Source organism: Micromonospora cynarisoli (assembly GCF_030518815.1).
GTDB lineage: Bacteria > Actinomycetota > Actinomycetes > Mycobacteriales > Micromonosporaceae > Micromonospora > Micromonospora wenchangensis.
Map to the genome: position 1 here is coordinate 5,210,583 of NZ_CP130426.1, position 26,167 is coordinate 5,236,749.

A 26,167-nucleotide genomic window follows, 5' to 3' on the forward strand; every position below is an offset into this window, starting at 1 on the left:
TCAGGCCGTCGGACCGTCCGACGGGTCGGCCAGCGGGCCGGGCAGCGGGGCGGTGTGCAGCACCGACAACCGGGACACCGCGCGGGTCAACGCCACGTAGAGGCGGTGCAGGCCCCGGGGCTCGGCGGCCACGATCGCGGCCGGCTCGACCACCACCACCTGGTCGTACTCCAGGCCCTTGACCAGGGTGGCGGGGACCACGGTGACCCGCGCCGAGGCCGCCACGTCGTCGGCGGTCGCGGTCGGCACCCCGGCGTCGGCCAGCGCCGACCGCAACCCGTCCACCGCGTCGTCGGCGGCGATCACCCCGACCGAACCGTCGTGCCCGAGCGCCGCCCGCACCTCGGCCACCGTCGCCGCCACCAGATCGCCCACAGTACGCACGTCGAGCGCGCCGTCGCGGCGCAGCGACACCGCCGGCGGCACGTCGACCGCCAGCGCCGGCAGCAGCCGGTTGGCGAACGCGACCACCGCGGCGGGCACCCGGAACCCGACGCTCAGCGGCACCACCACCGCCTCCGGCTTGCCCAGATGGGCCAGGGACTCCCGCCAGTCGCTCGCCGCCCACGGCGTGGTGCCCTGGGCCAGGTCGCCGAGCAGGGTGATCGAACCGTGCTCGCTGCGCCTGGCGACGGCCCGGCACTGCATCGGCGAGAGATCCTGCGCCTCGTCCACGACGACGTGCCCGAAGCCGGCGGGCCGTTCGATCAGCCCGGCCGCCTCGTCGATGAGCACCGCGTCGGCGGCGGTCCACCGGGTCGCCTTCGGCGTCCGGCCGAGCTTCGTGCCCGCCCCCGACCGGATCCTGACCGGCCCGGTACCGGTCGGGTCGGTGGCCGCCGGGCCGAGCAGTAGGGCCTGCTCGTCGGGGGTGAGCAGGCCGTCGGCGGCGGCGGCCAGGACGGCCGGGTCGCCGAGCACCGAGTGCACCAGGCCCTCCGGGGTGAGCGCCGGCCAGGCCGCGTCGAGGAAGGCGGTGACCGGGCGGGCCTTCCCCATCCGGCGCAGCCAGGCGTCACCCGGCGACTCGGCCCGGCGGGCCTCGGCCTGCCGTTGCAGCAACCCGACCACCCGGGCCCGGACCCGCTCCCGCCCGGTGTCGTACGGCAGGCCCTCCCGCCGGGTCTCCTCGATCACCCGGTGCAGCGGGTCCAGGCCGATCCGCCAGCGGAACGACCCGTCCGACACCATGATCGGCTCGGTCGGCGCGGTGATCCGCCGGTCCGCCGCCCGACGCAGCACCCCGGCCATCCGGGGATCGTGCTTGAGCACGGCGACCGCCGGATCGTCGACCGCGCGGACGGGCACCCGGGCGACCAGGTCCTCCACGGTGGCTTGGGCCACCTCGACCTCGCCGAGGGCGGGCAGCACCGCCGCGATGTACGACAGGAACGCCCGGTTCGGGCCGACGATCAGCACCCCGGCCCGGCGCAGCCGTTCCCGGTGCAGATAGAGCAGGTACGCGGCGCGGTGCAGCCCGACCGCCGTCTTGCCGGTGCCCGGCGCACCCTGGACGCAGATCGAGTCGGCCAGGTCCGCCCGGACCAGTTCGTCCTGCTCGGGCTGGATGGTGGCGACGATGTCCCGCATCGGCCCGACCCGGGGGCGTTCGATCTCGGCGGTGAGGATGCGGCTGGCCGTACCCAGTTCCTCGCCCCGGTCGAGGTGCTCGTCCTCGAAGCTGGTCAGCGCCCCGGCGCTGAACCCGAACCGCCGTCGTACCGCGACCCCCTGCGGGTCCCGGGCGCTGGCCCGGTAGAACGAGCGGGAGACCGGGGCCCGCCAGTCCAGGACCAGCGGTTCGCCCCGGTCGTCGGTGACGTGTCGCCGGCCGACGTGGTAGCCCCGCCCGGCGTGCTCCGGATCGGCGGGGCCGAAGTCCAGGCGGCCGAAGAAGAGGGCGGTGGTCGGGTCGTCGGCCAGCTCGGCGACCCGCCGGGCCAGGTGCCGGCCGAGCTGTTCGGCGGTGTACGCGTCCCCGGCGACCTTGTCGCCGGTGGCGAAGAGCGACTCGGCGCGGTCACGCATCCGCCGTAGCGCCTGCCTTGAGGTTGCCAGGTGGGCCCGCTCGGCGGCGAGCTCGTCGTCCAGGGACTGTTCGGGGGCGTGCAGGGTCATCCTCGTACTCCTCGACACGGGAAGAACGCTGCCGCTCGCGTTTCCGACCGGGGTCGGCGCGGGGACGTCCGCTGCGGTGCTACACACCTCGGCCGTCGGGCGGGACAGAACAGCCTACTACCGCCGACCGGCCCGGCAACCGAATTACGGCCGCAGCAGCGGGGCCGCCCGTGATCCGACCTGGTCGGTCCGCTGGGAGGCGGTGCGGGCTCGGCCACTGTCCGGACCTCCCGGTGAGCCGGTACGGGCCGGCGGGGATACGGTCGGAGCATGGTTGAGCGCGTGGCACGTCCCCGGGTCGGGCACATCCAGTTCCTGAACTGCCTGCCGATCTACTGGGGGCTGATGCGTTCCGGTGCGCTGCTCGACGTCGACCTGCACAAGGACTCGCCGGACCGGCTCAGCGCGGCGTTGGTCGCCGGTGACCTGGACATCGGCCCGATCTCCCAGGTGGAGTACCTGCGGCACGCCGACGAACTGCTGCTCCTGCCGGGCCTGGCGGTGGGCAGCGACGGGCCGGTGCTCTCGGTCAACGTGGTCTCCACCAGGCCGCTGGCCGAGCTGGACGGCCGGCGGGTCGCGCTCGGCTCGACCTCGCGGACCGGGGTGCTGCTGGCACAGCTCCTGCTCGCCGACCGGTACGGCGTCCGCCCGGAGTACTTCCGCTGCCCGCCGGACCTGACCCAGATGCTGCTGGAGGCCGACGCCGGGGTGCTGATCGGGGACGTGGCGCTGCGCGCCTTCTACGAGGCACCGGGTCGGGGGCTGGCGGTGACCGACCTGGGTCAGGCGTGGCGGGAGTGGACCGGGCTGCCCATGGTGTTCGCCGTCTGGGCGGTCCGCCGGGACTTCGCCGCCGTCCACCCGGGCCTGGTCAAGGAGGTGCACGAGGCGTTCCTGCGCTCCCGTGACCTGTGCCTGTCCGAGCTGGACCAGGTGGCCGAGGCGGCGGCCCGCTGGGAGCCGTTCGACGCGGCGACCCTGGCCACGTACTTCCGTGCCCTCGACTTCTCGCTGGGCGATCGGCAGGTCACCGGACTGCGCGAGTTCGCCCGGCGGGCGGCGGCCACCGGCGAGGCCCCCGCCCTGCCCGGGGGCGGCCCGGAGTTCTTCGCCGGCTGACCCGCCGGCCCGGCTCCGGACCGGCCCGGCTCCGGTCAGGTGCTGGGGCCGAGCAGCGCCTCGGTGATCTTCTGGCAGTTCTTCATGCCGTACTCGTAGCCCATGTCGATCGGGTAGCGGACCATCACGCCCATCGTCCAGGTGTCGCCGATGGCCAGGCAGTTGATGTGCATCTCCTGCTCGCGGGTCCGGTCGATCCAGCCGTTCTTGATGGCGATCGTCTTCTGCTCGGCCGCCGGGAACGCCTTGCGGATGCCGAAGTCACCCGAGCCCCGGACCAGCCTCATCTCGTTGAGCAGCCACGTGGTCCACTTGGGGCCGGCGGCGCGACCGTCGGCGATGCAGTTGCCGAGCCGGGCGGCGTCGCGGGGGGAGAGGTTGGTCCGGCTCCAGCCGCCGTCGGCGGCCACGCTGCTGTCGGTGAGCTTGCACAGCGAGATCAGCCGCTTGATCGAGGCGGACCGGCCGACCCCGTTGTAGAACTGCTCGGCCCGGGTGTTGTCGCTGTCCCTGATGATCCGGGTGGCGTCGGCGAGCTTGGCGTCGCTCGGCGTCTGCCCCTCCTCGGCGGCCCGGCGCAGGTAGTCGGCGACGATCCATGACTTGATCAGCGAGGCGGTGGTGCTGGTCTCGGCCATGTTGTCCGAGCCGATGATCGTGCCGGTCCGGCGGTCCAGCACGCTCCAGGCGTACCAGCCCTTGAGGTCGAGGTCGAGGTCCTGGTCCGCGAAGGGCAGCGGCGTGAGCGACGGGGTCGGCGACGGTGCCGGGGTGGGCCGGCTGCGGCGGTCGACGGCCGACCCGGTGGAACGGGACGCGGTGGACGGGTCACCCCACTGCGAGGCGGCGGTGGACTCCATCGGTGAGCCGGGGAGCAGCCGCAGCGAGACGAGCACGAGACCGGTGAGGACCGCGGCGACCGCGATGATCTTCAACGGCTGCTGGTCCCGTCGGGCGGAGCGGCCGGGCCGCCGGCTGCCCGACATCAGAGCTTCCCGATCTGCTGCGGCACCTTGAGCGCGGCGCCGGGCTGCGGGGCGACCAGTTGGGTGGCGACGCTGGCGCACACCTTGGCACCGTACGTCAACTGCTGGCGGACCGGATAGCGCATCATCACCGCGAGGCTCCACGTGTCGGTGACGGCGAGGCAGCTGACGTGCCAGTTGCCGTCGTAACTGAGGGGGGTCCAGCCGTTCTTCATGGCGACCGGGCCCTGCTTGGTGATCTCTTCGGGAAGGCCGTCGATGATGCCCCACCGGCCGCCGCCGGCGCGGGCCAGCTGCTTGCTCACGCTGCCCCGGACCTGGGCCATCTCGTTGAGCACCCACGTGGTCCAGTGGGGGCCGGCGGCCTTGCCGTCGGCGATGCAGTCGCCGAGCCGGACGGCGTCGCGGGGAGACATCCGGGTGAAGCTCCACCAGCCCTCGTAGCCGGGGACGTTGCCGCGCTTGGTGTCGGTGAGGCCGCAGATCTGGATCGCCCGCTTGAGCACCGGGCTGGGCTGGCCGTTGTCCAGCGCCCGGTACGAGCCGCCGGCCGCCGCGTAGATCCGGTTGGTGGCGTCGTCGTTGCTGTCCCGGATGGCCAGGCTCGCGTTCTTCAACATCGATGCCGGCGGTTTCCGGTCGCCCAGCTCGCGCAGGTAGTCGGAGACGATCCAGACCTTGAGCATCGACTCGGTGGAGCTGGTCGAGGCCATGTTCTTCGAGCCGGAGACCTGACCGGTCTTGCGGTCCATCAGCGCCCAGCCGAAGAACGCTCCCTTGAAGTCCACCGTGACCGTCGCGGCGGCCAGGGTGGGTGCCGGTGGCGCGGTCGGCGCGGGCGCGGGCACCTTCTCCGCCGCGCCCCCGCCGGTGCCGCCGGCCGGGTCGTCGCCGGCGAGCTTGGCGTAGGCGGTCGGCACCAGCAGACCGGTGCCGAGCAGCACCGCCATAACGGCGAGCACCATGATCACGCGAGATCGCATGAGTGGGTGAGCTCCAGATGTCAGGGCCGGGGGGACCGGCTGTTTCCGCGGGTGTCGGCTCGACCGCCGAGGCCGGGGGGAAGGTGGCCTGTGTCTCGCTGGCGATCGTCGGTAGCCGATCGGTGGTGACCGGGCGAGTCTACGTCCGGACAGCCGACTCGCCAGAATCCGACGCACGGCAAACTGCCGGTAAGTCGAGATAAAGGCACGGTTTGCGCCTCTTGTTGGTATTCATCTTTGATCAGTGACCCAAGTCATAGCCGACCGGGTGTCCTGGTGTCGACCGAGCGCATCCGCCAGGTTACGGAAAGGGCTACGCAAATCCTGTTACACCCTCTGGTGTCATTGGAGGCGAGCTGTAACACTTGACGAATGTATGGCAACGACTTCGCCCCGGAGCAGGACGCGCCCGGTGGTGGCCTGCTCGGTCAGGTCGAGGCCGCCGAGGCGGCGCTGCGCGAGGCGGCGACCCGCGCCCGCAGGGGCGGCCCCACCCCCGGCGCGGACCCGGCGGCGTACTTCGCCGACGTGATCGACGCCGACCAGAAGATCGAACCCCGCGACTGGATGCCCGACGCCTACCGCCGGACGCTGGTCCGGCAGATCGCCCAGCACGCCCACTCGGAGATCATCGGCATGCAGCCCGAGGGGAACTGGATCAGCCGGGCCCCCTCGCTCAAGCGCAAGGCCATCCTGCTGGCCAAGGTGCAGGACGAGGCCGGCCACGGCCTCTACCTCTACGCCGCCGCCGAGACCCTCGGCGTCAGCCGCGACGAACTGGTCGAACTGCTGCTCGACGGTCGGCAGAAGTACAGCTCGATCTTCAACTACCCCACCCTGACCTGGGCCGACGTGGGCGCGATCGGGTGGCTGGTGGACGGCGCGGCGATCGTCAACCAGGTCCCGCTGTGCCGCTGCTCCTACGGGCCGTACGCGCGGGCGATGATCCGGGTCTGCAAGGAGGAGTCGTTCCACCAGCGGCAGGGCTACGAGATCCTGCACACCCTGGCGCACGGCACCCCGGCCCAGCGGGCGATGGCGCAGGACGCGCTCGACCGCTGGTGGTACCCGTCACTGGCGATGTTCGGCCCGCCCGACGGTGACTCCACCCACTCCGCGCAGTCGATGGCCTGGAAGATCAAGCGGTTCTCCAACGACGAACTGCGGCAACGCTTCGTCGACATGTGCGTGCAGCAGGCGCAGGTCCTCGGGCTCCGTATCCCCGACCCCGACCTGCGCTGGAACGACGACCGGCAGGCGTACGACTTCACCCAGCCCGACTACGACGAGCTGATGCGGGTGATCTCCGGTGAGGGCCCCTGTAACCGGCAGCGGATGGAACACCGGCGACGGGCCCACGCCGACGGTGCCTGGGTCCGCGAGGCCGCCACGGCGTACGCCGCGAAGCGGGCCGCGCGGACCCGGGCCACCGACCAGCGGGAGAAGGTGGCCGCGTGAGCGAGCAGCACGAACCGCCCCGGGTGCCGGCGACCTCGCCGCTGTGGGAGGTCTTCGTCCGGGCCCGGCGGGGGCTGTCCCACACCCACGTCGGCAGCCTGCACGCCCCCGACGCCGAGTTGGCCCTGCGCAACGCCCGCGACCTCTACACCAGGCGGCAGGAGGGCGTCTCCATCTGGGTGGTGCCGGCCGGCGCGATCACCGCGTCCAGCCCCGACGAGAAGGACGCCTTCTTCGACCCGGCCGCCGACAAGGTCTACCGCCACCCCACCTTCTACGAGGTGCCGGACGGGGTGGCCCACCTGTGAACGGCCCCTTCGACTTCACCCTCGCCCTCGGCGACGACGCGCTGGTGGCCGCCCAGCGGCTCGGCGAGTGGGCCACCCGCGCACCCGAGATGGAAGAGGACATCGCGCTGGCCAACATCGCCCTCGACCAGCTCGGCGCGGCCCGCCTGCTGCTGTCGTACGCGGGGGAACTGGAGGGCGCCGGCCGGGACGAGGACGCGTTGGCGTACCTGCGCGACGACCGGGAGTTCCGCAACTGTCTGCTGGTCGAGCTGCCCAACGGCGACTTCGCGGTGACCATGGTGAAGCTGCTGCTGCTCGCGGCGTACCAGGTGCCGCTCTACACCGCGCTGGCCGGCTGCCCCGACGAGCGGCTCGCCGCGATCGGCGCGAAGGCGCGCAAGGAGTCCGCCTACCACCTGGACCACTCCGCGCTGTGGGTGAGGCGGCTCGGCGACGGCACCGACGAGTCGCACCGCCGCGCCCAGGCCGCGCTGGACCAGCTCTGGCCGTACCATCACGAGCTGTTCACGGCGGACCCGGCGGCACCTGTCGACCCGGCCACGCTGCGGGCCGACTTCGACGCCGTGGTGCACCCGGTGCTGGCCGAGGCCACCCTGACCCGGCCCGAGACCGGCTGGACGCCGGGCGGTGGCCGCGACGGCGTGCACACCGAGCACCTGTCCTTCCTGCTGGCCGAGATGCAGGTGCTGCACCGCGCCCACCCCGGGGCCCGGTGGTGAGCGGGTCGGGCCGGGGACGGCAGCGGTGACCGACCCCAGGACGACCGTCGCGGCGGTGGTGGACCCGGAGATCCGGGTGATCACCATCGACGAGCTGGGCATCCTGCGGGCGGTCGACGAGGACCCGGCCACCGGTCGGGTGGTCGTCACGATCACCCCCACCTACACCGGCTGCCCGGCGATGGACGTGATCCGGGCCGACATCCGGCGGGCGCTGACCGCCGCCGGGCATCCCGACGCCGAGGTCCGCACGGTCTACACCCCGGCGTGGAGCACCGACTGGATCTCCGCCGCCGGCCGGGCCAAGCTCGCCGCCGCCGGCATCGCCCCGCCCGCCCCGCGCGGCGACGGCACGGCGGTACCGGTAACGCTGGCCGTGCGCTGCCCGCGCTGCGGGTCGCCGGAGACCACCCAGCTCAGCCGGTTCGGCTCCACCGCGTGCAAGGCGCTGTGGCGCTGCCGCTCCTGTTCCGAACCCTTCGACCACCTGAAGGCGCTGTGACTGTCACGATCTCCCGCCCGGTCCGTCGCCGGCCGGCCTTCCACCCGCTTCCGGTCGCCGCCGTCGACCGGCTCACCGACGACGCCGTGGCGATCACCTTCGCGGTGCCCGAGGAACTGCGGGCGACCTTCGCGTTCTCCGCCGGCCAGCACCTGACCGTACGGCTGCCCGCGGCGTCGTCGGACGCGGCCGGCACCGACGGCGGACCCGGGGCCGGTGCGGACGTGCGACGGTCGTACTCGATCTGCTCGACGCCTGACGACCTGGCCCGGCACGGCCGGCTGCGGATCGGGGTGCGGGAGATCCCCGGCGGCGCGTTCTCCAGCTACGCCTGCGGCGCGCTGCGGCACGGCGACACCGTCGAGGTGCTGCCCCCGCTGGGGCACTTCACCACGGCGTTCGCGCCGGACCGGGTGCGGCACTACGGCGCGGTGGTCGCCGGCTCCGGGATCACCCCGGTGCTCGCGCTGGTCGCGACCGCCCTGACCGTCGAGCCGGCCAGCACCTTCACCCTGGTGTACGGCAACCGCACGGCCGGCACGGTGATGTTCGCCGAGGAACTGGCCGACCTCAAGGACCGCTACCCGACCCGGCTGCACCTGGTGCACGTGCTCTCCCGGGAGCAGGGCGAGTCGCCGCTGCTGTCCGGCCGGATCGACGCCGAGCGGCTGGGCCGGCTGCTGGACACCGTGGTGCCGGGCGACGCCATCACCGAGTGGTTCCTCTGCGGCCCCCACCAGCTCGTGCTGGACGCGAAGGCGGTGCTGACCGGGCGGGGCCGTCCGGAGTCGGCGGTGCACACCGAGCTGTTCCACGTCGACGCGCCGCCGGAGCCGGTGCGCCGGCCGGGTGACGTGCCGACCGGCGGGGCCGAGGTGACGATCCTGCTGGACGGCCGGTCGTCGCGGTTCACCATGCGCCGGGACGAACGGGTGCTGGACGCGGCGCTGAAGGTGCGCGGCGAACTGCCGTACGCGTGCAAGGGCGGGGTCTGCTCGACCTGCCGGGCGAAGGTCGTCTCGGGCGAGGTGACGATGGCCCGCAACTATGCGCTGGAGCCGGACGAGGTGGCGGCCGGGTACGTGCTGACCTGCCAGTCCAGCCCCGTCACCGACACCCTCACCGTCGACTACGACGGATAGCCGGACCGTCGGCGCGTGCGTCCTGCGCGCCCCTTACGGTCCGGCGACCACCTGACGGCAGCAGCACCGTCACCGCTGCGGGCCCCGCCGGCCGGGTGCGCCCCGGTGTCGCTCCGGGAGCGACCTCAGCTCGGGGCCTTCACCTGGCCGTCGAAGGCGATGCTGCGCCACAGGTCGAACTGGCGGTCGTTGCCGACCAGGGGGTTGCCGACCAGCGCGACGGCAGCGTGCACCTCCTCGTCGTTGCGGAGCTGGCGGAAGTAGCCGGCACCGACCAGGGCGATGCCCCGGCCGGGGGACTGGATCAGCCTCATGTCGTCCTTCCACAGGTCGAGCGGGGGTGTCGGGGTCAGGCTCCGGGCGCGGGCGATGAGCGCCTGCGCGGTGGCCTGCACGGCGTCGTAACGGTCCGGGTACGCCGAGCGTTGTACGCCCTGCGCCACCCGCCCGGCGGACCAGCCGGGATTGGCGGCGGCCAGCGGGACGGCCCGGACGAAGAACGCGGTGGCGGCGTACGCCACGTTCATGATCTGCGCGGCGGTGCCCCAGCCCTGGGAGGGGCGTTGCTGGAACACGCCGAGGGAGTCGGCGTCCCCGCAGGGCAGGTTGTTCATCCGCGACTCGACCCACCCCGCCTCGAAGCCGGCGAGCAGCACCCGCTCGGTGGCGGACAGCCCGGTGGCGACCTGGTAGACGGTGGTCAGGACGGCATCGTCGGCGTTCGGCGGGATCGACGAGCAGGTCGCCCGGGCCGGCTCGCCGGAGGTGACCTGGGACAGCCCGACACCCGTGGCGGCGAGGGCGGCTCCGGTGGAGGCCAGGGTGAGCGCCTGGCGACGGGAGTACGTGGTCATCGTCGGGGTCAGGCCGACGGGCGCTTGACCTGGCCGTCGAAGGCGATGCTGCGCCACAGGTCGAACTGGCGGTCGTTGCCGACCAGGGGGTTGCCGACCAGCGCGACGGCGGCGTACACCTCCTCGTTGTTGCTGAGCTGCCGGAAGTAGCCGGGGCCGACGAGGGCGATGCCCCGGTTGGTGGACTGGATCAGCTTCATGTCGTTCTCCGTGAGGTCGAGGGGCGGGTTTCCGGTGAGCTGACGGGCCACGTCGGCGCGCATCGAGTCGAGGTCGACGAAGGAGGGGTCGATCTTGCCGCTGGTGCTGGTCTCCCGGTGACCCCGCGCGTAGCTGGCGTCCCGGCCGAGCCGGCGCAGGACGGCGGCGGTGGCGAGCACCGAGGCGGAGTACTGGGCACCGGTCATGGCCTGGTCGACCCCGTTGTAGTCGATCTCCCAGCCGACCAGCATGGTGTTGCCGTCGCCGGAAGGTACGGGGCCGCTGCCCCGGCTGGTGCCGGCGTGGTTGGCCCGACCACCCGAGATGAGGTGGAACACACCGTGGTAGTCGACAAGCGCGTGGCAGAGCGGGCCGGGCAGGTCGGAGCGGCCGTTGATGCAGATGTTCAGGGCCGGGTGCGGGTTGGCGGCGCTGGAGGTGGCTGCGGTGTGGTGCCAGAGCACGCCGATCGGGTTGAACGAGCTGCCGGCCACCCGGCCCAGCCAGTTGCCCTCCTCGACCACCGTGACGCCGGCCCCGCGCAGCACGTCGGCGAGCCAGGGGATGGTCGCCATCAGCGACCCAGCAGGTCGGCGAGGCACTCCGGCGCGGGGGTGGCCGCGCGGGCGGGTCGGGGTGGGGCGGCGAGGACCAGGCCGGCGGCGGCCAACGGGACCAGCCCGAGGAGGGTACGCCGGGGGACCTGGCGGTCCGGGGCGGGTGGAGGGTGTCCAGTCATTGATGCATGGTAATGGATCAATGACTTGTCGGTGGCCCGATGGCGCTCCCGTGGGGCCGGGTCCGGCGGTGCGGGACGTGTCACGCCCGACGCGCCCCCGGGCGGCTGGGTGGAAGGCCGGCGTACGCTCGAAGGCGTGACGGCGAACCGGGAGATCGACGACATCCTGCAGCGCGGCGCGGACGGGGGGCGGATCACGCCCGAGGAGGCGCTGCTGCTCTACACCGAGGCGTCCTTCCACGCGTTGGGCGAGGCGGCGGACGCGGTACGCCGACGGCGCTACCCGGACAACATCGTCACCTACCTGATCGACCGCAACATCAACTACACCAACGTCTGCGTGACGGCGTGCAAGTTCTGCGCGTTCTACCGGGCCCCCAAGCACGCCGAGGGCTGGACCCACCCGACCGAGGAGATCCTGCGCCGCTGCGGCGAGGCGGTCGAGCTGGGCGCGACCCAGGTCATGCTCCAGGGCGGACACCACCCGGACTACGGCGTGGAGTACTACGAGGAGCTGTTCTCCTCGGTCAAGACGGCGTACCCGCAGCTCGCGATCCACTCGATCGGGCCGAGCGAGATCCTGCACATGGCGAAGGTCTCCGGCGTCGGCCTGGACGAGGCCATCGCCCGGATCAAGGCCGCCGGGCTGGACTCGATCGCCGGTGCCGGGGCCGAGATGCTGCCGGACCGGCCGCGTAGGGCGATCGCCCCGCTCAAGGAGTCCGGCGCGCGCTGGCTGGAGGTCATGGAGCTGGCCCACCGGCAGGGCCTGGAGTCCACCGCCACGATGATGATGGGCACCGGCGAGACCAACGCCGAGCGGATCGAGCACCTGCGGATGATCCGCGACGTGCAGGACCGCACCCGGGGGTTCCGGGCGTTCATCCCGTGGACGTACCAGCCGGAGAACAACCACCTCAAGGGTCGCACCCAGGCCACCACGCTGGAGTACCTGCGCCTGGTGGCGGTGGCCCGGCTGTTCTTCGAGACCGTGCCGCACCTGCAGGCGTCCTGGCTGACCACCGGCAAGGACGTCGGCCAGCTCGCCCTGCACATGGGCGTCGACGACCTCGGCTCGATCATGCTGGAGGAGAACGTCATCTCCTCGGCCGGCGCGCGGCACCGGTCCAACCTGCACGAGCTGATCGGCATGATCCGCTCGGCGGACCGGATTCCGGCCCAGCGGGACACCCTCTACCGCCGGCTGGCGGTGCACCACACCCCGGCCGACGACCCGACCGACGACCGGGTGGTGTCGCACTTCTCCTCGATCGCCATGCCCGGCGGTGGCGCCGGCCGTACGCTGCCGCTCGTCGAGGCCCGCTGAGCCACCCCGGCCGTCACGGGGAGTGAGCGGGCGGGTCGGTGTGGTGACTGGCTGAACGGGTCCGGGTGTCGGCCCGGGGGATATTAGTGGTCGCCGTTCGGCCGAGGCGGCGCAGGATCAGCCCCCACAAGACGCGGCAATTGGGGCGGCGTGCGGCACGCTGGGCGGATATCCCGCTCCCGGCGCTGCGGCGCGGGGGTTGGCGTGGCGCGTCGGCGCCCGCTAACGTGCGCCCGACGTACCTCCGCCCACCGCCTGCGGTAGGCGGATGACGAGTGTCGTACGTCCTCCATCGGCCCGGGAGGGCCGTTCATATAAAACGGGGGCGGGACGGGTGACCGTCCCGCCCCCGCTCCTCGTCCGTTCGGTCCCGTCTCGGACAGAAACGCACGTCACGGCTGGCGCACCGGCGTCGATCTCGGATAACGTCCGCTCGGTTCGCCACATCAGCCCCACCTTTCCCAGCAGTCCCTAGCCCCCCGGGGGATCGATGACTCTGTTCCACCGCTCGGCCCTGGCCCGCGTCGGCGCCGTGGCCCTGCTCGCCGTCGGTGGCCTCGCCACCGTCGCCGCCCCGGCCAGCGCCGCCGACCAGGCGCAGCTCGACCTCGTCCCGCTCAGCTCCCAGCTGGCCCTGGGGGTCAAGGAGGCCAAGGCCAAGCCGTTCAAGTTCTCGGTGCAGAACATCCGCGGCACGGTCGACGCCAAGGACGTGAAGGTCACCGTCGAGACCGCGGGCCTGAAGGCGAACAAGGTCGGGGTGCTCGTGCCGGACGGCTGCGCCGTCAGCGGCACCGCCTTCACCTGCTCCCTGTCCGACCTGGGCGGCACCACCGACGGCATCGCCGCCGGCACCACCGAGGAGTTCGGCATCCCGCTGTTCGGCACCGACACGCGGGGCAAGGGGGGCGTGCTGAAGGTGACCGTGAGCGGGTCCAACGCCACCTCGGACTCGGTCGACCACGACATCATGGTGGTCAAGCCCGGCTACGACCTGACCACCTGGGTGCAGGACGTCTACGCCGACGTGGTGGTCGACGGCGACGAGGTCGGCGAGAGTGGACTGACAGGCGTCAAGCCCGGCGGGACCGCCCCGCTGGACTGGGCGGTCTACAACGGCGGCAGCCGCCGGGCCACAGGCGTCTTCTACGGGATCGCCCTGCCGGACGGTGCCAGCTTCGTCGACCTGCCGGAGAGCTGCGTCACGCAGGATCTGGGTGGCGTGGTGGCGTACTGCGAGGACCCCGGCGCGGTGCTGCGGCCGGGCGAGTTCTACACCGCCGACGTGCGGGTGAAGGTCGGCGCGGGCGTCACCGAGAAGGTGCTCACCCCGGGCTTCCTGTTCGCCGCCGGGCTGACCGAGGCCGAGGGCACGCCGGAGGAGGAGCCGCGGGTCGCCAGCAAGGCGCAGCGGAAGACCTTCACCGAGACCGACGACGGCGACAACACGTCGCTGTTCGACGTCTTCGTCGACCTGAGCACCGGCCCGAGCCCCAGCCCGAGCCCGACCGGGGAGCCGAGCCCGAGCACCAGCGGTCAGCCCAGCCCGAGCACCAGCGTCAGCCCGACGACCGGTGGTGGCACCGGTGGCGGCGACGGCGGTCTGCCGGTGACCGGCGCGCAGGCCACCCTGATCGGTGGCATCGGTGCCGTCGTGCTGCTCGCGGGCGGCGCGCTGCTGATGCTCGCCCGTCGGCGTCGGCTCGTGCTGGTGACCCCGGGCGACGAGAAGCCGCAGAGCTGACCGGAGGCAGGTCTTTCGCGTAGGACAGCCGGCGGGCGGGGTGGGCGACCACCCCGCCCGCCGGCTGTCCGTGGGGAGACCCACCCCGCGCCGGGCGGGTGGGATCAGGCTGGCACAGTGGAGGGGTGAGCCGTACCCCGCAGGGCCAGCGCGCCGGCCTGGACAAGTCGCCACCCGAGGTCGCCGCGATGTTCGACGGGGTGGCCGCCCGTTACGACCTGACGAACACGGTCCTGTCCTTCGGGCAGGACCGGTCGTGGCGACGGGCCACCCGGGCGGCGCTCGGGCTGCGCCCCGGCGAGCGGGTGCTGGACGTGGGCGCCGGCACCGGGGTGTCGACGCAGGAACTGGCCCGCTCCGGGGCGTACGCGGTGGGTGCGGACCTGTCACAGGGGATGCTGCACGCCGGCAAGCGGGTCCGGCCGGAGGTGCCGCTGCTGGCCGGGGACGCGCTGCGGCTGCCCTTCGCCGACGCCTCCTTCGACGCGGTGACGATCTCCTTCGCCCTGCGCAACGTCAACGACCCCGACGCGGCGCTGCGGGAGTTGGCCCGGGTGACCCGGCCGGGGGGCCGGCTGGTGGTCTGCGAGTTCAGCACGCCGGTGAACCCGGCCTTCCGCACCGTCTACCTGTCGTACCTGATGCGGTCGTTGCCGGTGGTGGCCCGGACGGTGTCCAGCAACCCCGACGCGTACGTCTACCTGGCCGAGTCGATCCGGGCGTGGCCGGACCAGGCGGCCCTGGCGGCGCGGGTCGGCGCGGCCGGGTGGGGCCGGGTGGCGTGGCGCAACCTGACCGGCGGGGTGGTGGCCCTGCACCGGGCCGTCCGGTTGTGACCGAGGGTGAACACCCTCTTTCCCCGATGTCCGTATTTCGCCCGATTTGTGGCGTAAGCTCCCTGACATGACCGGAGTAGCGCCCACCGACCCCACGGCCGCCGCCGACGACGCTGCCGCCGAGCTGGTCGCCCAGCTCAGAGAGCTGGCCGGCGCGGACCCGGCCGAGGTCCGTCAGGTGGTGACCGAGGTGCTGGGTGCCCTCGACCGGGCGGCCGGCGGAGCGCTGCGTGACCACCTGCCGGCGGCGGTCCGGGCCGACGAGGGGCTCGACATTGCCCGGAACTGAGGGACGAACCCACCCCGACCGGCATGTTTCCAGGAAGTTAGGTACCCCTCACCCGGCAGCTGTGTAACCACGGTCATAGACTCCAACCCGATCGGCTTGTGAAGCATTTCACGAGCGTGCGGGAGGAGGCGCAGATGACATCGGTGGAGAACGACGCCGACGTGATCGTGGTGGGCGCCGGTCCCGGTGGATCGGCGACGGCGTACCACCTGGCGCGGCACGGCGTACGCGTGCTGCTGCTGGAGAAGACCGAGTTCCCCCGCGAGAAGGTGTGCGGGGACGGGCTCACCCCCAGGGCGACCCGGCAGCTCATCCGGATGGGCGTGGACACCTCGACCGAGGCCGGCTGGCTGCACAACAGGGGCCTGCGGGTGATCGGCGGCGGGGTACGCCTCGAACTGGACTGGCCCGACCTGGCCAGCTTCCCCAACTACGGCCTGGTCCGGACCAGGCTGGACTTCGACGACCTGCTCGCCCAACGGGCGGTCTCCGCCGGTGCCGAGCTGCGGACCAACGTCAACGTCATCGGCCCGGTGCTCGACGGCGACGACCGGGTGGTCGGAGTGACCGCCGAGGTCGGCCCGGACCGGGAGCCGGCCACCTTCCATGCCCCGCTGGTGGTCGCCGCGGACGGCGTCTCCGGCCGGTTCCCGCTCGCCCTGGGCCTGGCCAAGCGGGAGGACCGCCCGATCGGCGTGGCCGTCCGCCGCTACTACCGCTCGCCGGCCCGGCACGACGACGACTACCTGGAGTCCTGGCTGGAGCTGCGCAGCAAGGGCAGCGACGCGCTGCTGCCCGGCTACGGCTGGATCTTCGGCCTCGGCGACGGCCGGGTCAACGTCGGCCTCGGCGTGCTCAACTCCTCGTCCGCGTTCGGCAAGACGAACTACCGGCGGCTGCTCACCGACTGGCTGGCCAACACCCCGGCGGACTGGGGGATGACCGACGAGACGAACGCCGACGGCCCGATCCTCGGCGCGGCGCTGCCGATGGGCTTCAACCGGGTGCCGCACTACACCCGGGGGGTCCTGCTGGTCGGCGACTCCGGCGGCATGGTCAACCCGTTCAACGGCGAGGGCATCGCGTACGCGATGGAGTCCGGCGAGCTGGCCGCCGAGGTCATCGTGCAGGCGCTGGCCCGGCCGGCCGGCCCGGAGCGGGAGCGGGCGCTGACCGCGTACCCGCAGGAGCTGAAGGCCCGGTTCGGTGGCTATTACCGGCTCGGCGGGATCTTCGTCAAGCTGATCGGCCGGCCCGAGGTGATGCGGATGGCGACCAGGCACGGCATGCCGCACCCGATGCTGATGCGCTTCGTGCTCAAGCTGCTGGCCAACCTGACCGACCCGCGCGGCGGGGACGCGATGGACCGGGTCATCAACGCGATGACGAAGGCGGCCCCGGCCGTGTGAGGCGTGACCGGGCCAGGGCCAACGGCGGCACCGGCACGGACAGGGATCGACCCCCGCTGACGGCAGTCACGAGGGACGTGAATAGTGTGAATTTTGTCAAGCACCTGGGGCAGGGGAAGGACGAGCAGGAGAAAAGATGTCGCTCTCGCCTTACGCACCGATCATCGGGCTGTTCGCCCTCGCCGCGGCGTTCTCGCTGTTCTCCGTGGCCGCCGCCCGCTTCGCCGGTCCCCGGCGCTACAACAAGGCCAAGCTCGAGGCGTACGAGTGTGGGATCGAGCCCAGCCCGCAGCCCGTGGGCGGTGGACGGTTCCCGATCAAGTTCTACCTGACGGCGATGCTCTTCATCGTCTTCGATATCGAGATCATCTTCCTCTACCCCTGGGCGGTCTCCTTCGACGCCCTGCCGATCTTCGGCTTCGTGGAGATGGTCCTGTTCATCGTCGCGGTCTTCGTCGCGTACGCCTACGTGTGGCGGCGCGGCGGGCTGGACTGGGACTGAGGGAGGAACGTCAGATGGGCATCGAGGAGAAACTCCCCGCCGGCGTCCTGCTCACCTCCGTGGAGAAGCTGGTCAACTGGTCGCGGAAGTCGTCCGTCTGGGGCGCCACCTTCGGCCTGGCCTGCTGCGCCATCGAGATGATGGCGGCCGGTGGCCCGCACTACGACATGGGCCGCTGGGGCATGGAGGTCTTCCGCGCCTCGCCGCGCCAGGCCGACCTGATGATCGTGGCCGGCCGGGTGAGCCAGAAGATGGCCCCGGTCCTGCGCCAGATCTACGACCAGATGGCCGAGCCCCGCTGGGTGCTCTCCATGGGCGTCTGCGCCAGCAGCGGCGGCATGTTCAACAACTACGCGATCGTCCAGGGCGTCGACCACGTCGTCCCGGTCGACATGTACCTGCCGGGCTGCCCGCCCCGCCCCGAGATGCTCATCGACGCGATCCTCAAGCTCCGCGAGAAGATCATGTACGAGCCGCTGGGCCCGAACGGCCGCAAGATGCAGGCGGCCCGCCTGGAGCGCGGCGACGTGCCCGTGGTGCCGTACGGCTCGATGCCGTCGTCGTACCGCAACGACAAGGCCCGCCGTGCCGAGTGGACGAAGGCGGTCCGCGAGGGGCGCGAGGAGCAGTTGCGGATCGAGAACTGGATGAACGCCCAGAACCACCTCCAGTCGCAGGGGGGCCCGAAGTGACCGACGACCGCACCAACGACGGCGGGGTGCCGGTACCTGTCACCCCGGCCGGTGCGACGAGCGGTGCTCCCGCCGAGCTGCCGCCGTCCAGCCCCGCCGGGCGCGGCATGTTCGGCATGCAGGGCACCGGTGACGTGTCCGGCTACGGCGGCCTGGTCCGCCAGCGCACCCCGATCGAGGAGGCCCCCCGACCGTACGGGGGCTACTTCGACGAGGTGCGGGACGCGCTGGAGGAGGCGTACCCGCAGTTCGGCGACGCGATCGAGAAGGTCGTCGTCGACCGGGGCGAACTGACCCTGCACGTCCGCCCGGAGCGGATCGCCGAGGTGTGCCAGGTGATGCGGGACGACCTCGCGCTGCGCTTCGAGCTGTGCTCCTCGGTGTCCGGAGTGGACTACCTCGGTGCCGACGAGCGCCGGCTGCACGTGGTCTACCAGCTCACCTCGATGACCTACCGGCGTCGGGTCCGGCTGGAGGCGGCCGTCTCCGCCGAGCACCCGCACCTGCCCAGCGTCACCTCCGTCTACCCGACGGCCGACTGGCAGGAGCGCGAGGCGTACGACATGTTCGGGGTCATCTTCGACGGCCACCCCAACCTGACCCGGGTCCTGATGCCCGACGACTGGGAGGGCCACCCGCAGCGCAAGGACTACCCGCTCGGCGGCGTCCCCGTCGAGTACAAGGGCGCGGAGATCCCGCCGCCGGACCGCCGGAGGTCGTACCAGTGACCACGTCCAACTACGCGACCGAGCGGGAGACCACCGAGGGCCGGGTCTTCACCGTCACCGGTGGGGACTGGGACCAGGTCGTCTCCGGCACCGACCCGATCAACGACGAGCGGATCGTCGTGAACATGGGTCCGCAGCACCCGTCGACGCACGGCGTGCTCCGGCTGATCCTGGAGCTGGAGGGCGAGACGGTCCGCGAGGCCCGCTCGGTCGTCGGCTACCTGCACACCGGCATCGAGAAGAACCTCGAATACCGCAACTGGGTGCAGGGTTCGACGTTCGTGACCCGGATGGACTACCTCGCCCCGATCTTCAACGAGACGGCGTACAGCCTCGCGGTGGAGAAGCTGCTCGGCATCACCGACGACGTCACCGAGCGGGCCACCACGATCCGGGTCCTGATGATGGAGCTGAACCGGATCTCCTCGCACCTGGTCTGGCTGGCCACCACCGGCATGGAGCTGGGCGCGATCTCGATCATGCTGTACGGCTTCCGCGAGCGGGAATACATCCTCGACATCTTCGAGACCATCACCGGCCTGCGGATGAACCACGCGTACGTCCGCCCCGGCGGGGTGGCGCAGGACGTCCCGGACGCCGCGATCGTCAAGATCCGCGACTTCCTGAAGATGATGCCGAAGAAGCTCAAGGAGTACGAGGACCTCCTCTCCGGCCAGCCGATCTGGACCGAGCGCACCCAGGGTGTCGCGGTGCTCGACGTGACCGCCTGTGTCGCGCTCGGCGTCACCGGTCCGGTGCTGCGCTCCGCCGGCCTGGCCTGGGACCTGCGCAAGACCATGCCGTACTGCGGCTACGAGACGTACGAGTTCGACGTGCCGACCCACCCGGACGGCGACGTCTGGGGCCGCTACCTGGTCCGGCTCGCCGAGATCCGGGAGTCGCTCAAGCTGGTCGAGCAGGCGTTGGACCGGCTGCGGCCGGGCCCGGTGATGGTGGCCGACCGCAAGATCGCCTGGCCGGCGCAGCTCGCCATCGGCGTGGACGGCATGGGCAACTCGCTGGAGCACGTCGCCAAGATCATGGGTCAGTCGATGGAGTCGCTGATCCACCACTTCAAGCTGGTCACCGAGGGCTTCCGGGTCCCGCCGGGCCAGGTGTACGTAGGCATCGAGTCGCCCCGGGGCGAGCTGGGCGTGCACGCGGTCTCCGACGGCGGCACCCGACCGTACCGGGTGCACTACCGGGAGCCGAGCTTCGTCAATCTCCAGGCCCTTCCGGCGATGGCCGAGGGCGGCCTGATCGCCGACGTGATCGCCGGTGGCGCCTCGCTGGACCCCGTGATGGGTGGATGTGACCGATGACCGTCTTCAACGAAACCACGCGCGAGCGGGCGCGGGAGATCATCGCCCGGTACCCGGCCGACCGGTCCCGCTCGGCGCTGCTGCCGCTGCTGCATCTGGTGCAGGCCGAGGAGGGCTACGTCTCCCCGGCCGGGGTGGCGTTCTGCGCCGAGGTGCTGGGGCTGAACAAGGCCCAGGTCGGTGCGGTGGCCACCTTCTACACCATGTACAAGCGCCGGCCCACCGGTGACTACCTGGTCAGCGTCTGCACCAACACGATGTGCAACGTGCTCGGCGGGCAGGAGGTCTACGACACGCTCGTCGAGCACCTCGGCGTCGGGCACGACGAGACCACCGCCGACGGGAAGATCACCCTGGAGCACGCCGAGTGCCTCGCGGCGTGCGACTACGGCCCGGTGATGACAGTCAACTACGACTTCTTCGACGGCGTCGACCCGCAGGGCGCGGTCGGCGTGGTGGACGAGCTGCGTGCCGGGGGCCGGCCGATGCCGACCCGGGGCGCCCGGCTCTGCACCCTCAAGGAGATGGCCGTCCAGCTCGCCGGCTTCGCCGACGAGCGCGAGGGCGCGGTCGCCGACGGCGGACCGGGCGAGGCCACCCTGCGTGGCCTGCGTCTGGCCGAGCAGCACGGCATCGCGGCACCGGGCTACGACCCGAAGACCCCGATCCGCAGCAAGGCCGAGGCCGACCGGGCCGCCGCCGAGGCCAAGGCGAAGGCCGAGGCCGCCAAGGCCCCCGCGCCGGCCGCCCCGGCGGCGAAGCCGGAGCAGGTCAGCGGCAGCACCGCGCCGGACGTGAAGGCTCCGGACGACAAGTCGCCGCAGGTGCGTACCGCCGAGACCCGGCAGCCCGACGCGGCCACCGCCGTGCCGGACGCCCCCGGCACCCGGGTCCCGACCGACGGCGCGCCACCGGCCCCCCGCGACGCGCAGGCGGCGCAGGCGGCCGGGGTGGCCGCGAACGCCCCCGCCGGTGACGGCAAGCCCGCCGGCGACGAGGCCGGCGCGCAGGAGCGCAACCTCAAGGAAGCCGAGGCGGAAACGGGCGCTGCCGGCGCGGGCTCCGCCGTCGCGAGCGAGACGGGGGCCCAGAAGTGACCACTCCCCGGCCGGAGACCCTGGCCAAGCTGACCCCGGTGCTGACCCGCCGCTGGCTCTCCCCGGACGCCTGGCGGATCGGCACCTACGAGAACCTCGACGGCTACGCCGCGCTGCGCAAGGCCCTCAAGGCCCACCCGGACGACCTGATCCAGCTGATCAAGGACTCCGGTCTGCGCGGGCGGGGTGGCGCGGGCTTCCCCACCGGCCTGAAGTGGGGCTTCATCCCGCAGGGCGACGGCAAGCCGCACTACCTGGTGGTCAACGCCGACGAGGGCGAGCCGGGCACCTGCAAGGACCTGCCGCTGATGACCCACGACCCGCACTCGCTGGTCGAGGGGGTCATCATCGCCTCGTACGCGATCCGGGCCAGCCGGGCCTACATCTACATCCGGGGCGAGGCGGTGCACGCCGCCCGCCGGCTGCGCAACGCGGTGGCCGAGGCGCAGGCCAAGGGCTACCTCGGGCGCAACATCCTGGGCACCGGGTTCGACCTGGAGTTGGTGGTGCACTCCGGTGCCGGGGCGTACATCTGCGGTGAGGAGACGGCGCTGCTGGACTCGCTGGAGGGGTTCCGGGGTCAGCCCCGGCTCCGCCCGCCGTTCCCGGCCACCCACGGCCTGTACGCCAGCCCGACGGTGGTCAACAACGTCGGCACCATCGCCAGCGTGCCGTACATCGTGCTGGGCGGTGCGGACTGGTGGAAGTCCATGGGCACCGAGAAGTCGTCCGGCCCGATGATCTACTCGCTCTCCGGCCGGATCGTCAACCCGGGCCAGTTCGAGTGCGGCCTGGGCGTCACCCTGCGGGAGCTGATCGAGCTGGCCGGCGGGATGCAGCCCGGTCACCAGCTCCGGTTCTGGACGCCTGGCGGCTCGTCCACCCCGCTGCTCACCGCCGAGCACCTGGACGTGCCGCTGGACTTCGAGGGGGTGGCGGCGGCCGGCTCGATCCTGGGCACCACGGCCACCCAGATCTTCTCCGACCAGGACTGCCCGGTCTACGCGACCTACCGGTGGCTGGAGTTCTACCACCACGAGTCGTGCGGCAAGTGCACCCCGTGCCGGGAGGGCAACTACTGGATGGTCCGGGTCTACCGGCGCATCCTCGCCGGCCAGGGCACCCACGAGGACCTGGACACCCTGCTCGACACCTGCGACAACATCCTCGGCCGCTCGTTCTGCGGTCTGGGTGACGGCGCGACCAGCTCGGTGACCTCGTCGTTGCAGTACTTCAAGCAGGACTACCTCGACTACATCGAGGGGCGTACCGCGCCGAAGCTCTCCGACAAGCAGCTGGTTGGAGCCCACTGATGACTGACGTGGCGAAGGCCGCCGAGACCGTAACGCTCACCATCGACGGCGTCGAGGTCACCGCCCCCAAGGGGGCGCTGCTGATCCGGGTCGCCGAGCAGTTGGGCACCGAGATCCCCCGGTTCTGCGACCACCCGCTGCTGGCCCCGGCCGGCGCCTGCCGGCAGTGCCTGGTCGAGGTGGAGGGGCAGCGTAAGCCGGTCGCCTCCTGCACCCAGACCGTCGCCGAGGGCATGGTGGTCCGCACCCAGCTCACCTCCCCGGTCGCCAAGAAGGCGCAGGAGGGGGTGATGGAGCTGCTGCTGGTCAACCACCCGCTCGACTGCCCGATGTGTGACAAGGGTGGTGAGTGCCCGCTACAGAACCAGGCGATGTCCACCGGCCGTACCGACTCCCGCTTCCACGAGCACAAGCGGGAGTACGAGAAGCCGATGGAGATCAGCACCCAGGTGCTGCTCGACCGGGAGCGCTGCGTGCTCTGCCAGCGCTGCACCCGGTTCTCCGAGGAGATCGCCGGCGACAAGTTCATCGACCTGATGGGCCGGTCGTCCGCCGAGGAGATCAACATCTACCGGGACGACGCGTACGGCGCGGAGGGCGACTCCGGCGACGTCCCGTTCAACTCGTACTTCTCCGGCAACACCGTGCAGATCTGCCCGGTCGGCGCGCTCACCGGGGCGCAGTACCGGTTCCGGGCCCGCCCGTTCGACCTGGTCTCCAGCCCGAGCGTCTGCGAGCACTGCTCGGCCGGCTGCGCGCAGCGCACCGACTGGCGGCGGGGCAAGGTGCTGCGTCGCCTCGCCGGGGACGACCCGCAGGTCAACGAGGAGTGGAACTGCGACAAGGGGCGGTGGGGCTTCCAGTACACCCGCGCCTTCGACCGGCTCACCACCCCGCTGGTCCGCGACGAGAAGTCCGGTGAGCTGCGGGAGGCGTCCTGGAGTGAGGCGCTGACCCGGGCCGCCGACGGGCTGCGGGCCGCCCGCGACGAGGGGCGCGGCACGGCGGTGCTGACCGGTGGCCGGCTGACCGTCGAGGACTCCTACGCGTACGCGAAGTTCGCCCGGGTCGCCCTGAACACCAACGACATCGACTTCCGGGCCCGGCCGGTCTCCCGCGAGGAGTCCGACTTCCTGGCCAGCACCGTCGCCGGGGTCACCGACGTGACCTACGCCGACGTGGAGAAGGCGTCCACGGTGGTGCTGGTCGGGCTGGAGCCGGAGGAGGAGTGCCCGATCCTCTTCCTGCGGCTGCGCAAGGCGTACCTGAAGAAGAAGCTGACGGTCTACGCGATCGCCCCGTTCGCCACCCGGGGCCTGGAGAAGCTCGGGGCCAAGCTGGCCCGGGTGGTGCCGGGCGAGGAGGCGAGCGTGCTCGCCGAGCACGACACGGTGGCCGAGGCGCTGAGCGCCGAGGGCGCGATCCTGTTCGTCGGCGAGCGGCTGGCCGGCGTGCCCGGTGGCCTCTCCGCCGCCGCGGACGTCGCCCGGCGTACCGGTGCGAAGCTGGCCTGGGTGCCGCGGCGCGCGGGTGACCGGGGGGCGGTCGACGCGGGCTGCCTGCCCAACCTGCTGCCCGGTGGGCGTCCGGTGACCGAGCCGTCGGCCCGCGCCGAACTGGGCGAGGCGTGGGACATCCCGGCCGGGGTGATCCCCAGCCAGGCCGGTCGGGACACCGACCAGATCCTGGCCGCCGCCGCGAACGGCCAGCTCGGCGCCCTGGTGGTGGCCGGCGTGGACCCGGCCGACCTGGCCGACCCGAGGCTGGCCGAGCAGGCGCTCGACGCGGTGCCCTTCCTGGTCAGCCTGGAGCTGCGCAACTCGGCGGTGGCCCGCCGGGCCGACGTCGTGCTGCCGGTGGCACCGGTGGTCGAGAAGGCCGGCAGCTTCCTCGACTGGGAGGGCCGGCTGCGCACCTTCGAGGCGGTGCTGCACACGGCGGCGATGACCGACGCCCGGGTGCTGGACGCGATCGCCGCGCAGCTCGACGTCCGGCTCGGCACCGGCGACGTGTCGAGCATCCGCCGGGAGCTGGGCGCGCTGCCGCCGACCCGGGCGGACCGGCCGGTCAGCCCGTCGGTCGCCCCGGCGACCGTGCCCCAGCCGGGTGCGGGCGAGGCGGTGCTGGCGACCTGGCACCAGCTCATCGACCTGGGCAGCCTCACCGACGGCGACGAGCACCTCGCCGGCACCGCCCGCCCGCCGGTGGTCCGGCTGGGCAAGGGCACCGCCGAGACGCTCGGTGTCGCCGACGGTGACCCGGTCACGGTGGGCACCGACCGGGGTGCGGTCACCCTGCCGGCGGCCATCACCGAGATGCCCGACGGCGTCGTCTGGCTGCCGACCAACTCGCCCGGTTCGACCGTACGGCGCAGCCTCGGCGTCGCGTCCGGCACGGTGGTACGGATCTCCGGAGGTGCACAGTGAACACCCTCCTGGCGCAGGACCCGACACTTGCGGACTTCGGCAGGGACCCGTGGTGGCTGGTCCTTATCAAGATCGTCTTTGCCTTCGTCTTCGGTCTGCTCGCCACCCTGCTCGGCGTCTGGTTCGAGCGGCGGGTCGTCGGCTACATGCAGGTCCGGCCCGGCCCCAACCAGGTCGGCCCGTTCGGCCTGCTCCAGACCCTCGCCGACGGCCTCAAGATGGCCTTCAAGGAGGACATCCTCCCGAAGGCCGCCGACAAGGTCGTCTACTTCTTCGCGCCTGTCATCTCGGTGGTCTGTGCGGTCACCGCGCTGTCGGTGATCCCGTTCGGCCCGATGGTGAGCATCTTCGGCCACCGGACGCCGTTGCAGGTCACCGACGTGCCGGTGGCGGTGCTGGTGCTGCTGGCCTGCTCGTCGCTGGCCGTCTACGGCATCGTGCTCGGCGGCTGGGCCTCCGGCTCGACGTACCCGCTGCTCGGCGGCCTGCGCTCCAGCGCCCAGATGATCTCGTACGAGGTGGCGATGGGGCTGAGCATCGTGGCGGTGTTCATGACCGCCGGCACCATGTCCACCAGCGGGATCGTCGCCGCCCAGGGGGACGCCACCCGGCTCACCATCGCCGGAGTCGAGATCCCCGCACCTGGCTGGTACGCGATCCTGCTGCTGCCCAGCTTCATCATCTTCTTCATCGCCACCGTCGGCGAGACCAACCGGGCGCCGTTCGACCTGCCCGAGGCGGAGTCGGAGCTGGTCGCCGGCTTCATGACCGAGTACAGCTCGCTGAAGTTCGCGCTGTTCATGCTCTCCGAGTACGTCGCCATGGTGACCATGTCCGCGGTGACCACGACGCTGTTCCTCGGCGGCTGGCGGGCCCCCTGGCCGATCACCCTGTGGGCCGACGCCAACACCGGCTGGTGGCCGATGCTCTGGTTCTTCGGCAAGGTGCTGCTGCTGGTCTTCGTCTTCGTCTGGCTGCGGGGCACCCTGCCCCGGCTGCGCTACGACCAGTTCATGCGCTTCGGCTGGAAGGTGCTGCTGCCGATCAACCTGGTCTGGATCCTCGTCCTTTCCGGGCTGCGCTCCATCGAGGACTGGCAGTCGCGGGACCGGCTGCTGGCCACCGCCATCGGCGCGGGCGTGCTGCTGCTCGCGACGCTGCTGTGGCCGAGCCGCAAGCCGGCCCCGAAGCCGACCCCGCAGGAACAGGCCGACAACCGGCCGTACGGCAGCTTCCCGCTGCCCCCGCTGGATCTACAGGTACCACCGAGCCCGCGCACCAAGCGCGTGGTCGCCGAGCGGGAGCCGGCCAACATCGCCACCGGCTCGGACTCCAGGGAGGTGTGAC

The 26,167-nt window shown here is 72.1% G+C and carries 25 protein-coding genes; 19 read left to right on the forward strand and 6 right to left on the reverse strand.

Annotated features, from left to right (window positions below; all coding sequences use genetic code 11):
• Positions 1-2,118, reverse strand: coding sequence for a HelD family protein (locus Q2K16_RS22695; protein ID WP_302739979.1), 2,118 nt, complete (start codon positions 2,116-2,118; stop codon positions 1-3).
• A gap of 270 nt (positions 2,119-2,388) precedes the next feature.
• On the opposite strand from Q2K16_RS22695, the gene Q2K16_RS22700 reads away from it, so the two are divergent.
• On the forward strand, positions 2,389-3,240 hold the full coding sequence (locus Q2K16_RS22700) for a menaquinone biosynthetic enzyme MqnA/MqnD family protein (RefSeq protein WP_302739981.1): 852 nt from the start codon (positions 2,389-2,391) through the stop codon (positions 3,238-3,240).
• Between the two features lie 35 nt (positions 3,241-3,275).
• On the opposite strand, the gene Q2K16_RS22705 is transcribed toward Q2K16_RS22700, so the two are convergent.
• The gene (locus Q2K16_RS22705) at positions 3,276-4,226 is read right to left on the reverse strand and encodes a serine hydrolase (RefSeq protein WP_302739983.1); all 951 of its coding nucleotides are present in this window, start codon (positions 4,224-4,226) and stop codon (positions 3,276-3,278) included.
• Complete coding sequence (locus Q2K16_RS22710; protein ID WP_302739985.1) at positions 4,226-5,209, reverse strand: hypothetical protein; 984 nt, start codon at positions 5,207-5,209, stop codon at positions 4,226-4,228. Before Q2K16_RS22710 ends, Q2K16_RS22705 begins: the two co-directional genes overlap by 1 nt.
• A 372-nt stretch (positions 5,210-5,581) precedes the next feature.
• Here Q2K16_RS22710 and paaA point away from each other — a divergent pair, with 372 nt between their 5' ends.
• Genes paaA through paaE form a run of 5 tightly spaced genes read left to right on the forward strand, consistent with a single transcriptional unit; the run spans position 5,582 to position 9,341 of the window.
• Positions 5,582-6,667: a 1,2-phenylacetyl-CoA epoxidase subunit PaaA gene (gene paaA, locus Q2K16_RS22715; RefSeq protein ID WP_302739987.1), complete on the forward strand. Its 1,086-nt coding sequence runs from the start codon at positions 5,582-5,584 to the stop codon at positions 6,665-6,667.
• On the forward strand, positions 6,664-6,975 hold the full coding sequence (gene paaB / locus Q2K16_RS22720; RefSeq protein ID WP_302739988.1) for a 1,2-phenylacetyl-CoA epoxidase subunit PaaB: 312 nt from the start codon (positions 6,664-6,666) through the stop codon (positions 6,973-6,975). Before paaA ends, paaB begins: the two co-directional genes overlap by 4 nt.
• Positions 6,972-7,697, forward strand: a complete 726-nt coding sequence (paaC, locus tag Q2K16_RS22725; protein WP_302739989.1) for a 1,2-phenylacetyl-CoA epoxidase subunit PaaC — start codon at positions 6,972-6,974, stop codon at positions 7,695-7,697. The genes paaB and paaC overlap by 4 nt, the downstream gene beginning before the upstream one ends.
• A 25-nt stretch (positions 7,698-7,722) precedes the next feature.
• Entirely contained in the window at positions 7,723-8,199 is a 477-nt protein-coding gene (gene paaD, locus Q2K16_RS22730) for a 1,2-phenylacetyl-CoA epoxidase subunit PaaD (RefSeq protein ID WP_302739990.1), read from the forward strand.
• Positions 8,196-9,341, forward strand: coding sequence for a 1,2-phenylacetyl-CoA epoxidase subunit PaaE (gene paaE, locus Q2K16_RS22735; RefSeq protein WP_302739992.1), 1,146 nt, complete (start codon positions 8,196-8,198; stop codon positions 9,339-9,341). The genes paaD and paaE overlap by 4 nt, the downstream gene beginning before the upstream one ends.
• A gap of 125 nt (positions 9,342-9,466) precedes the next feature.
• Here the strand turns inward: paaE and Q2K16_RS33290 are convergent, their stop codons facing one another.
• From Q2K16_RS33290 to Q2K16_RS22750, 3 genes are read right to left on the reverse strand one after another with little or no spacing between them, the layout of a single operon-like run.
• Positions 9,467-10,195 (reverse strand): hypothetical protein, encoded by a 729-nt coding sequence (locus Q2K16_RS33290; RefSeq protein WP_489671805.1) that lies wholly within the window; start codon positions 10,193-10,195, stop codon positions 9,467-9,469.
• Positions 10,196-10,203: 8 nt separating this feature from the next.
• Complete coding sequence (locus Q2K16_RS22745; protein WP_302739994.1) at positions 10,204-10,971, reverse strand: peptidoglycan recognition protein family protein; 768 nt, start codon at positions 10,969-10,971, stop codon at positions 10,204-10,206.
• Entirely contained in the window at positions 10,971-11,135 is a 165-nt protein-coding gene (locus Q2K16_RS22750; protein ID WP_302739996.1) for a hypothetical protein, read from the reverse strand. Before Q2K16_RS22750 ends, Q2K16_RS22745 begins: the two co-directional genes overlap by 1 nt.
• A gap of 136 nt (positions 11,136-11,271) precedes the next feature.
• Here Q2K16_RS22750 and mqnC point away from each other — a divergent pair, with 136 nt between their 5' ends.
• From mqnC to nuoH, 13 genes are all read left to right on the forward strand, one after another.
• Complete coding sequence (mqnC, locus tag Q2K16_RS22755; RefSeq protein ID WP_302739997.1) at positions 11,272-12,462, forward strand: cyclic dehypoxanthinyl futalosine synthase; 1,191 nt, start codon at positions 11,272-11,274, stop codon at positions 12,460-12,462.
• Between the two features lie 490 nt (positions 12,463-12,952).
• Entirely contained in the window at positions 12,953-14,206 is a 1,254-nt protein-coding gene (locus Q2K16_RS22760; RefSeq protein ID WP_302739998.1) for an LPXTG cell wall anchor domain-containing protein, read from the forward strand.
• A gap of 125 nt (positions 14,207-14,331) precedes the next feature.
• A complete protein-coding gene (locus tag Q2K16_RS22765; RefSeq protein ID WP_302740000.1) occupies positions 14,332-15,042 on the forward strand; it encodes a demethylmenaquinone methyltransferase in 711 nt (236 codons plus the stop codon).
• A gap of 67 nt (positions 15,043-15,109) precedes the next feature.
• Positions 15,110-15,331: a hypothetical protein gene (locus tag Q2K16_RS22770; protein ID WP_302740002.1), complete on the forward strand. Its 222-nt coding sequence runs from the start codon at positions 15,110-15,112 to the stop codon at positions 15,329-15,331.
• A gap of 134 nt (positions 15,332-15,465) precedes the next feature.
• Positions 15,466-16,740, forward strand: a complete 1,275-nt coding sequence (locus Q2K16_RS22775) for a geranylgeranyl reductase family protein (protein ID WP_302740004.1) — start codon at positions 15,466-15,468, stop codon at positions 16,738-16,740.
• 136 nt (positions 16,741-16,876) lie between these two features.
• Positions 16,877-17,242 carry an NADH-quinone oxidoreductase subunit A gene (locus Q2K16_RS22780; protein WP_067300536.1) on the forward strand — a complete coding sequence of 122 codons (366 nt, stop codon included), beginning with the start codon at positions 16,877-16,879 and terminating at the stop codon, positions 17,240-17,242.
• A gap of 14 nt (positions 17,243-17,256) precedes the next feature.
• Positions 17,257-17,934: a NuoB/complex I 20 kDa subunit family protein gene (locus tag Q2K16_RS22785; protein WP_302740008.1), complete on the forward strand. Its 678-nt coding sequence runs from the start codon at positions 17,257-17,259 to the stop codon at positions 17,932-17,934.
• Positions 17,931-18,662 (forward strand): NADH-quinone oxidoreductase subunit C, encoded by a 732-nt coding sequence (locus Q2K16_RS22790; protein ID WP_302740010.1) that lies wholly within the window; start codon positions 17,931-17,933, stop codon positions 18,660-18,662. Before Q2K16_RS22785 ends, Q2K16_RS22790 begins: the two co-directional genes overlap by 4 nt.
• On the forward strand, positions 18,659-19,984 hold the full coding sequence (locus Q2K16_RS22795; protein WP_302740012.1) for an NADH-quinone oxidoreductase subunit D: 1,326 nt from the start codon (positions 18,659-18,661) through the stop codon (positions 19,982-19,984). Before Q2K16_RS22790 ends, Q2K16_RS22795 begins: the two co-directional genes overlap by 4 nt.
• Positions 19,981-21,081 carry an NADH-quinone oxidoreductase subunit NuoE gene (gene nuoE / locus Q2K16_RS22800; RefSeq protein ID WP_302740014.1) on the forward strand — a complete coding sequence of 367 codons (1,101 nt, stop codon included), beginning with the start codon at positions 19,981-19,983 and terminating at the stop codon, positions 21,079-21,081. The genes Q2K16_RS22795 and nuoE overlap by 4 nt, the downstream gene beginning before the upstream one ends.
• Positions 21,078-22,394 carry an NADH-quinone oxidoreductase subunit NuoF gene (nuoF, locus tag Q2K16_RS22805; protein ID WP_302740016.1) on the forward strand — a complete coding sequence of 439 codons (1,317 nt, stop codon included), beginning with the start codon at positions 21,078-21,080 and terminating at the stop codon, positions 22,392-22,394. The genes nuoE and nuoF overlap by 4 nt, the downstream gene beginning before the upstream one ends.
• Entirely contained in the window at positions 22,394-24,820 is a 2,427-nt protein-coding gene (locus Q2K16_RS22810; RefSeq protein ID WP_302740018.1) for an NADH-quinone oxidoreductase subunit G, read from the forward strand. The genes nuoF and Q2K16_RS22810 overlap by 1 nt, the downstream gene beginning before the upstream one ends.
• Positions 24,817-26,166: an NADH-quinone oxidoreductase subunit NuoH gene (gene nuoH, locus Q2K16_RS22815; protein WP_302740020.1), complete on the forward strand. Its 1,350-nt coding sequence runs from the start codon at positions 24,817-24,819 to the stop codon at positions 26,164-26,166. The genes Q2K16_RS22810 and nuoH overlap by 4 nt, the downstream gene beginning before the upstream one ends.
• The last annotated feature ends 1 nt before the right edge of the window (position 26,167 follow it).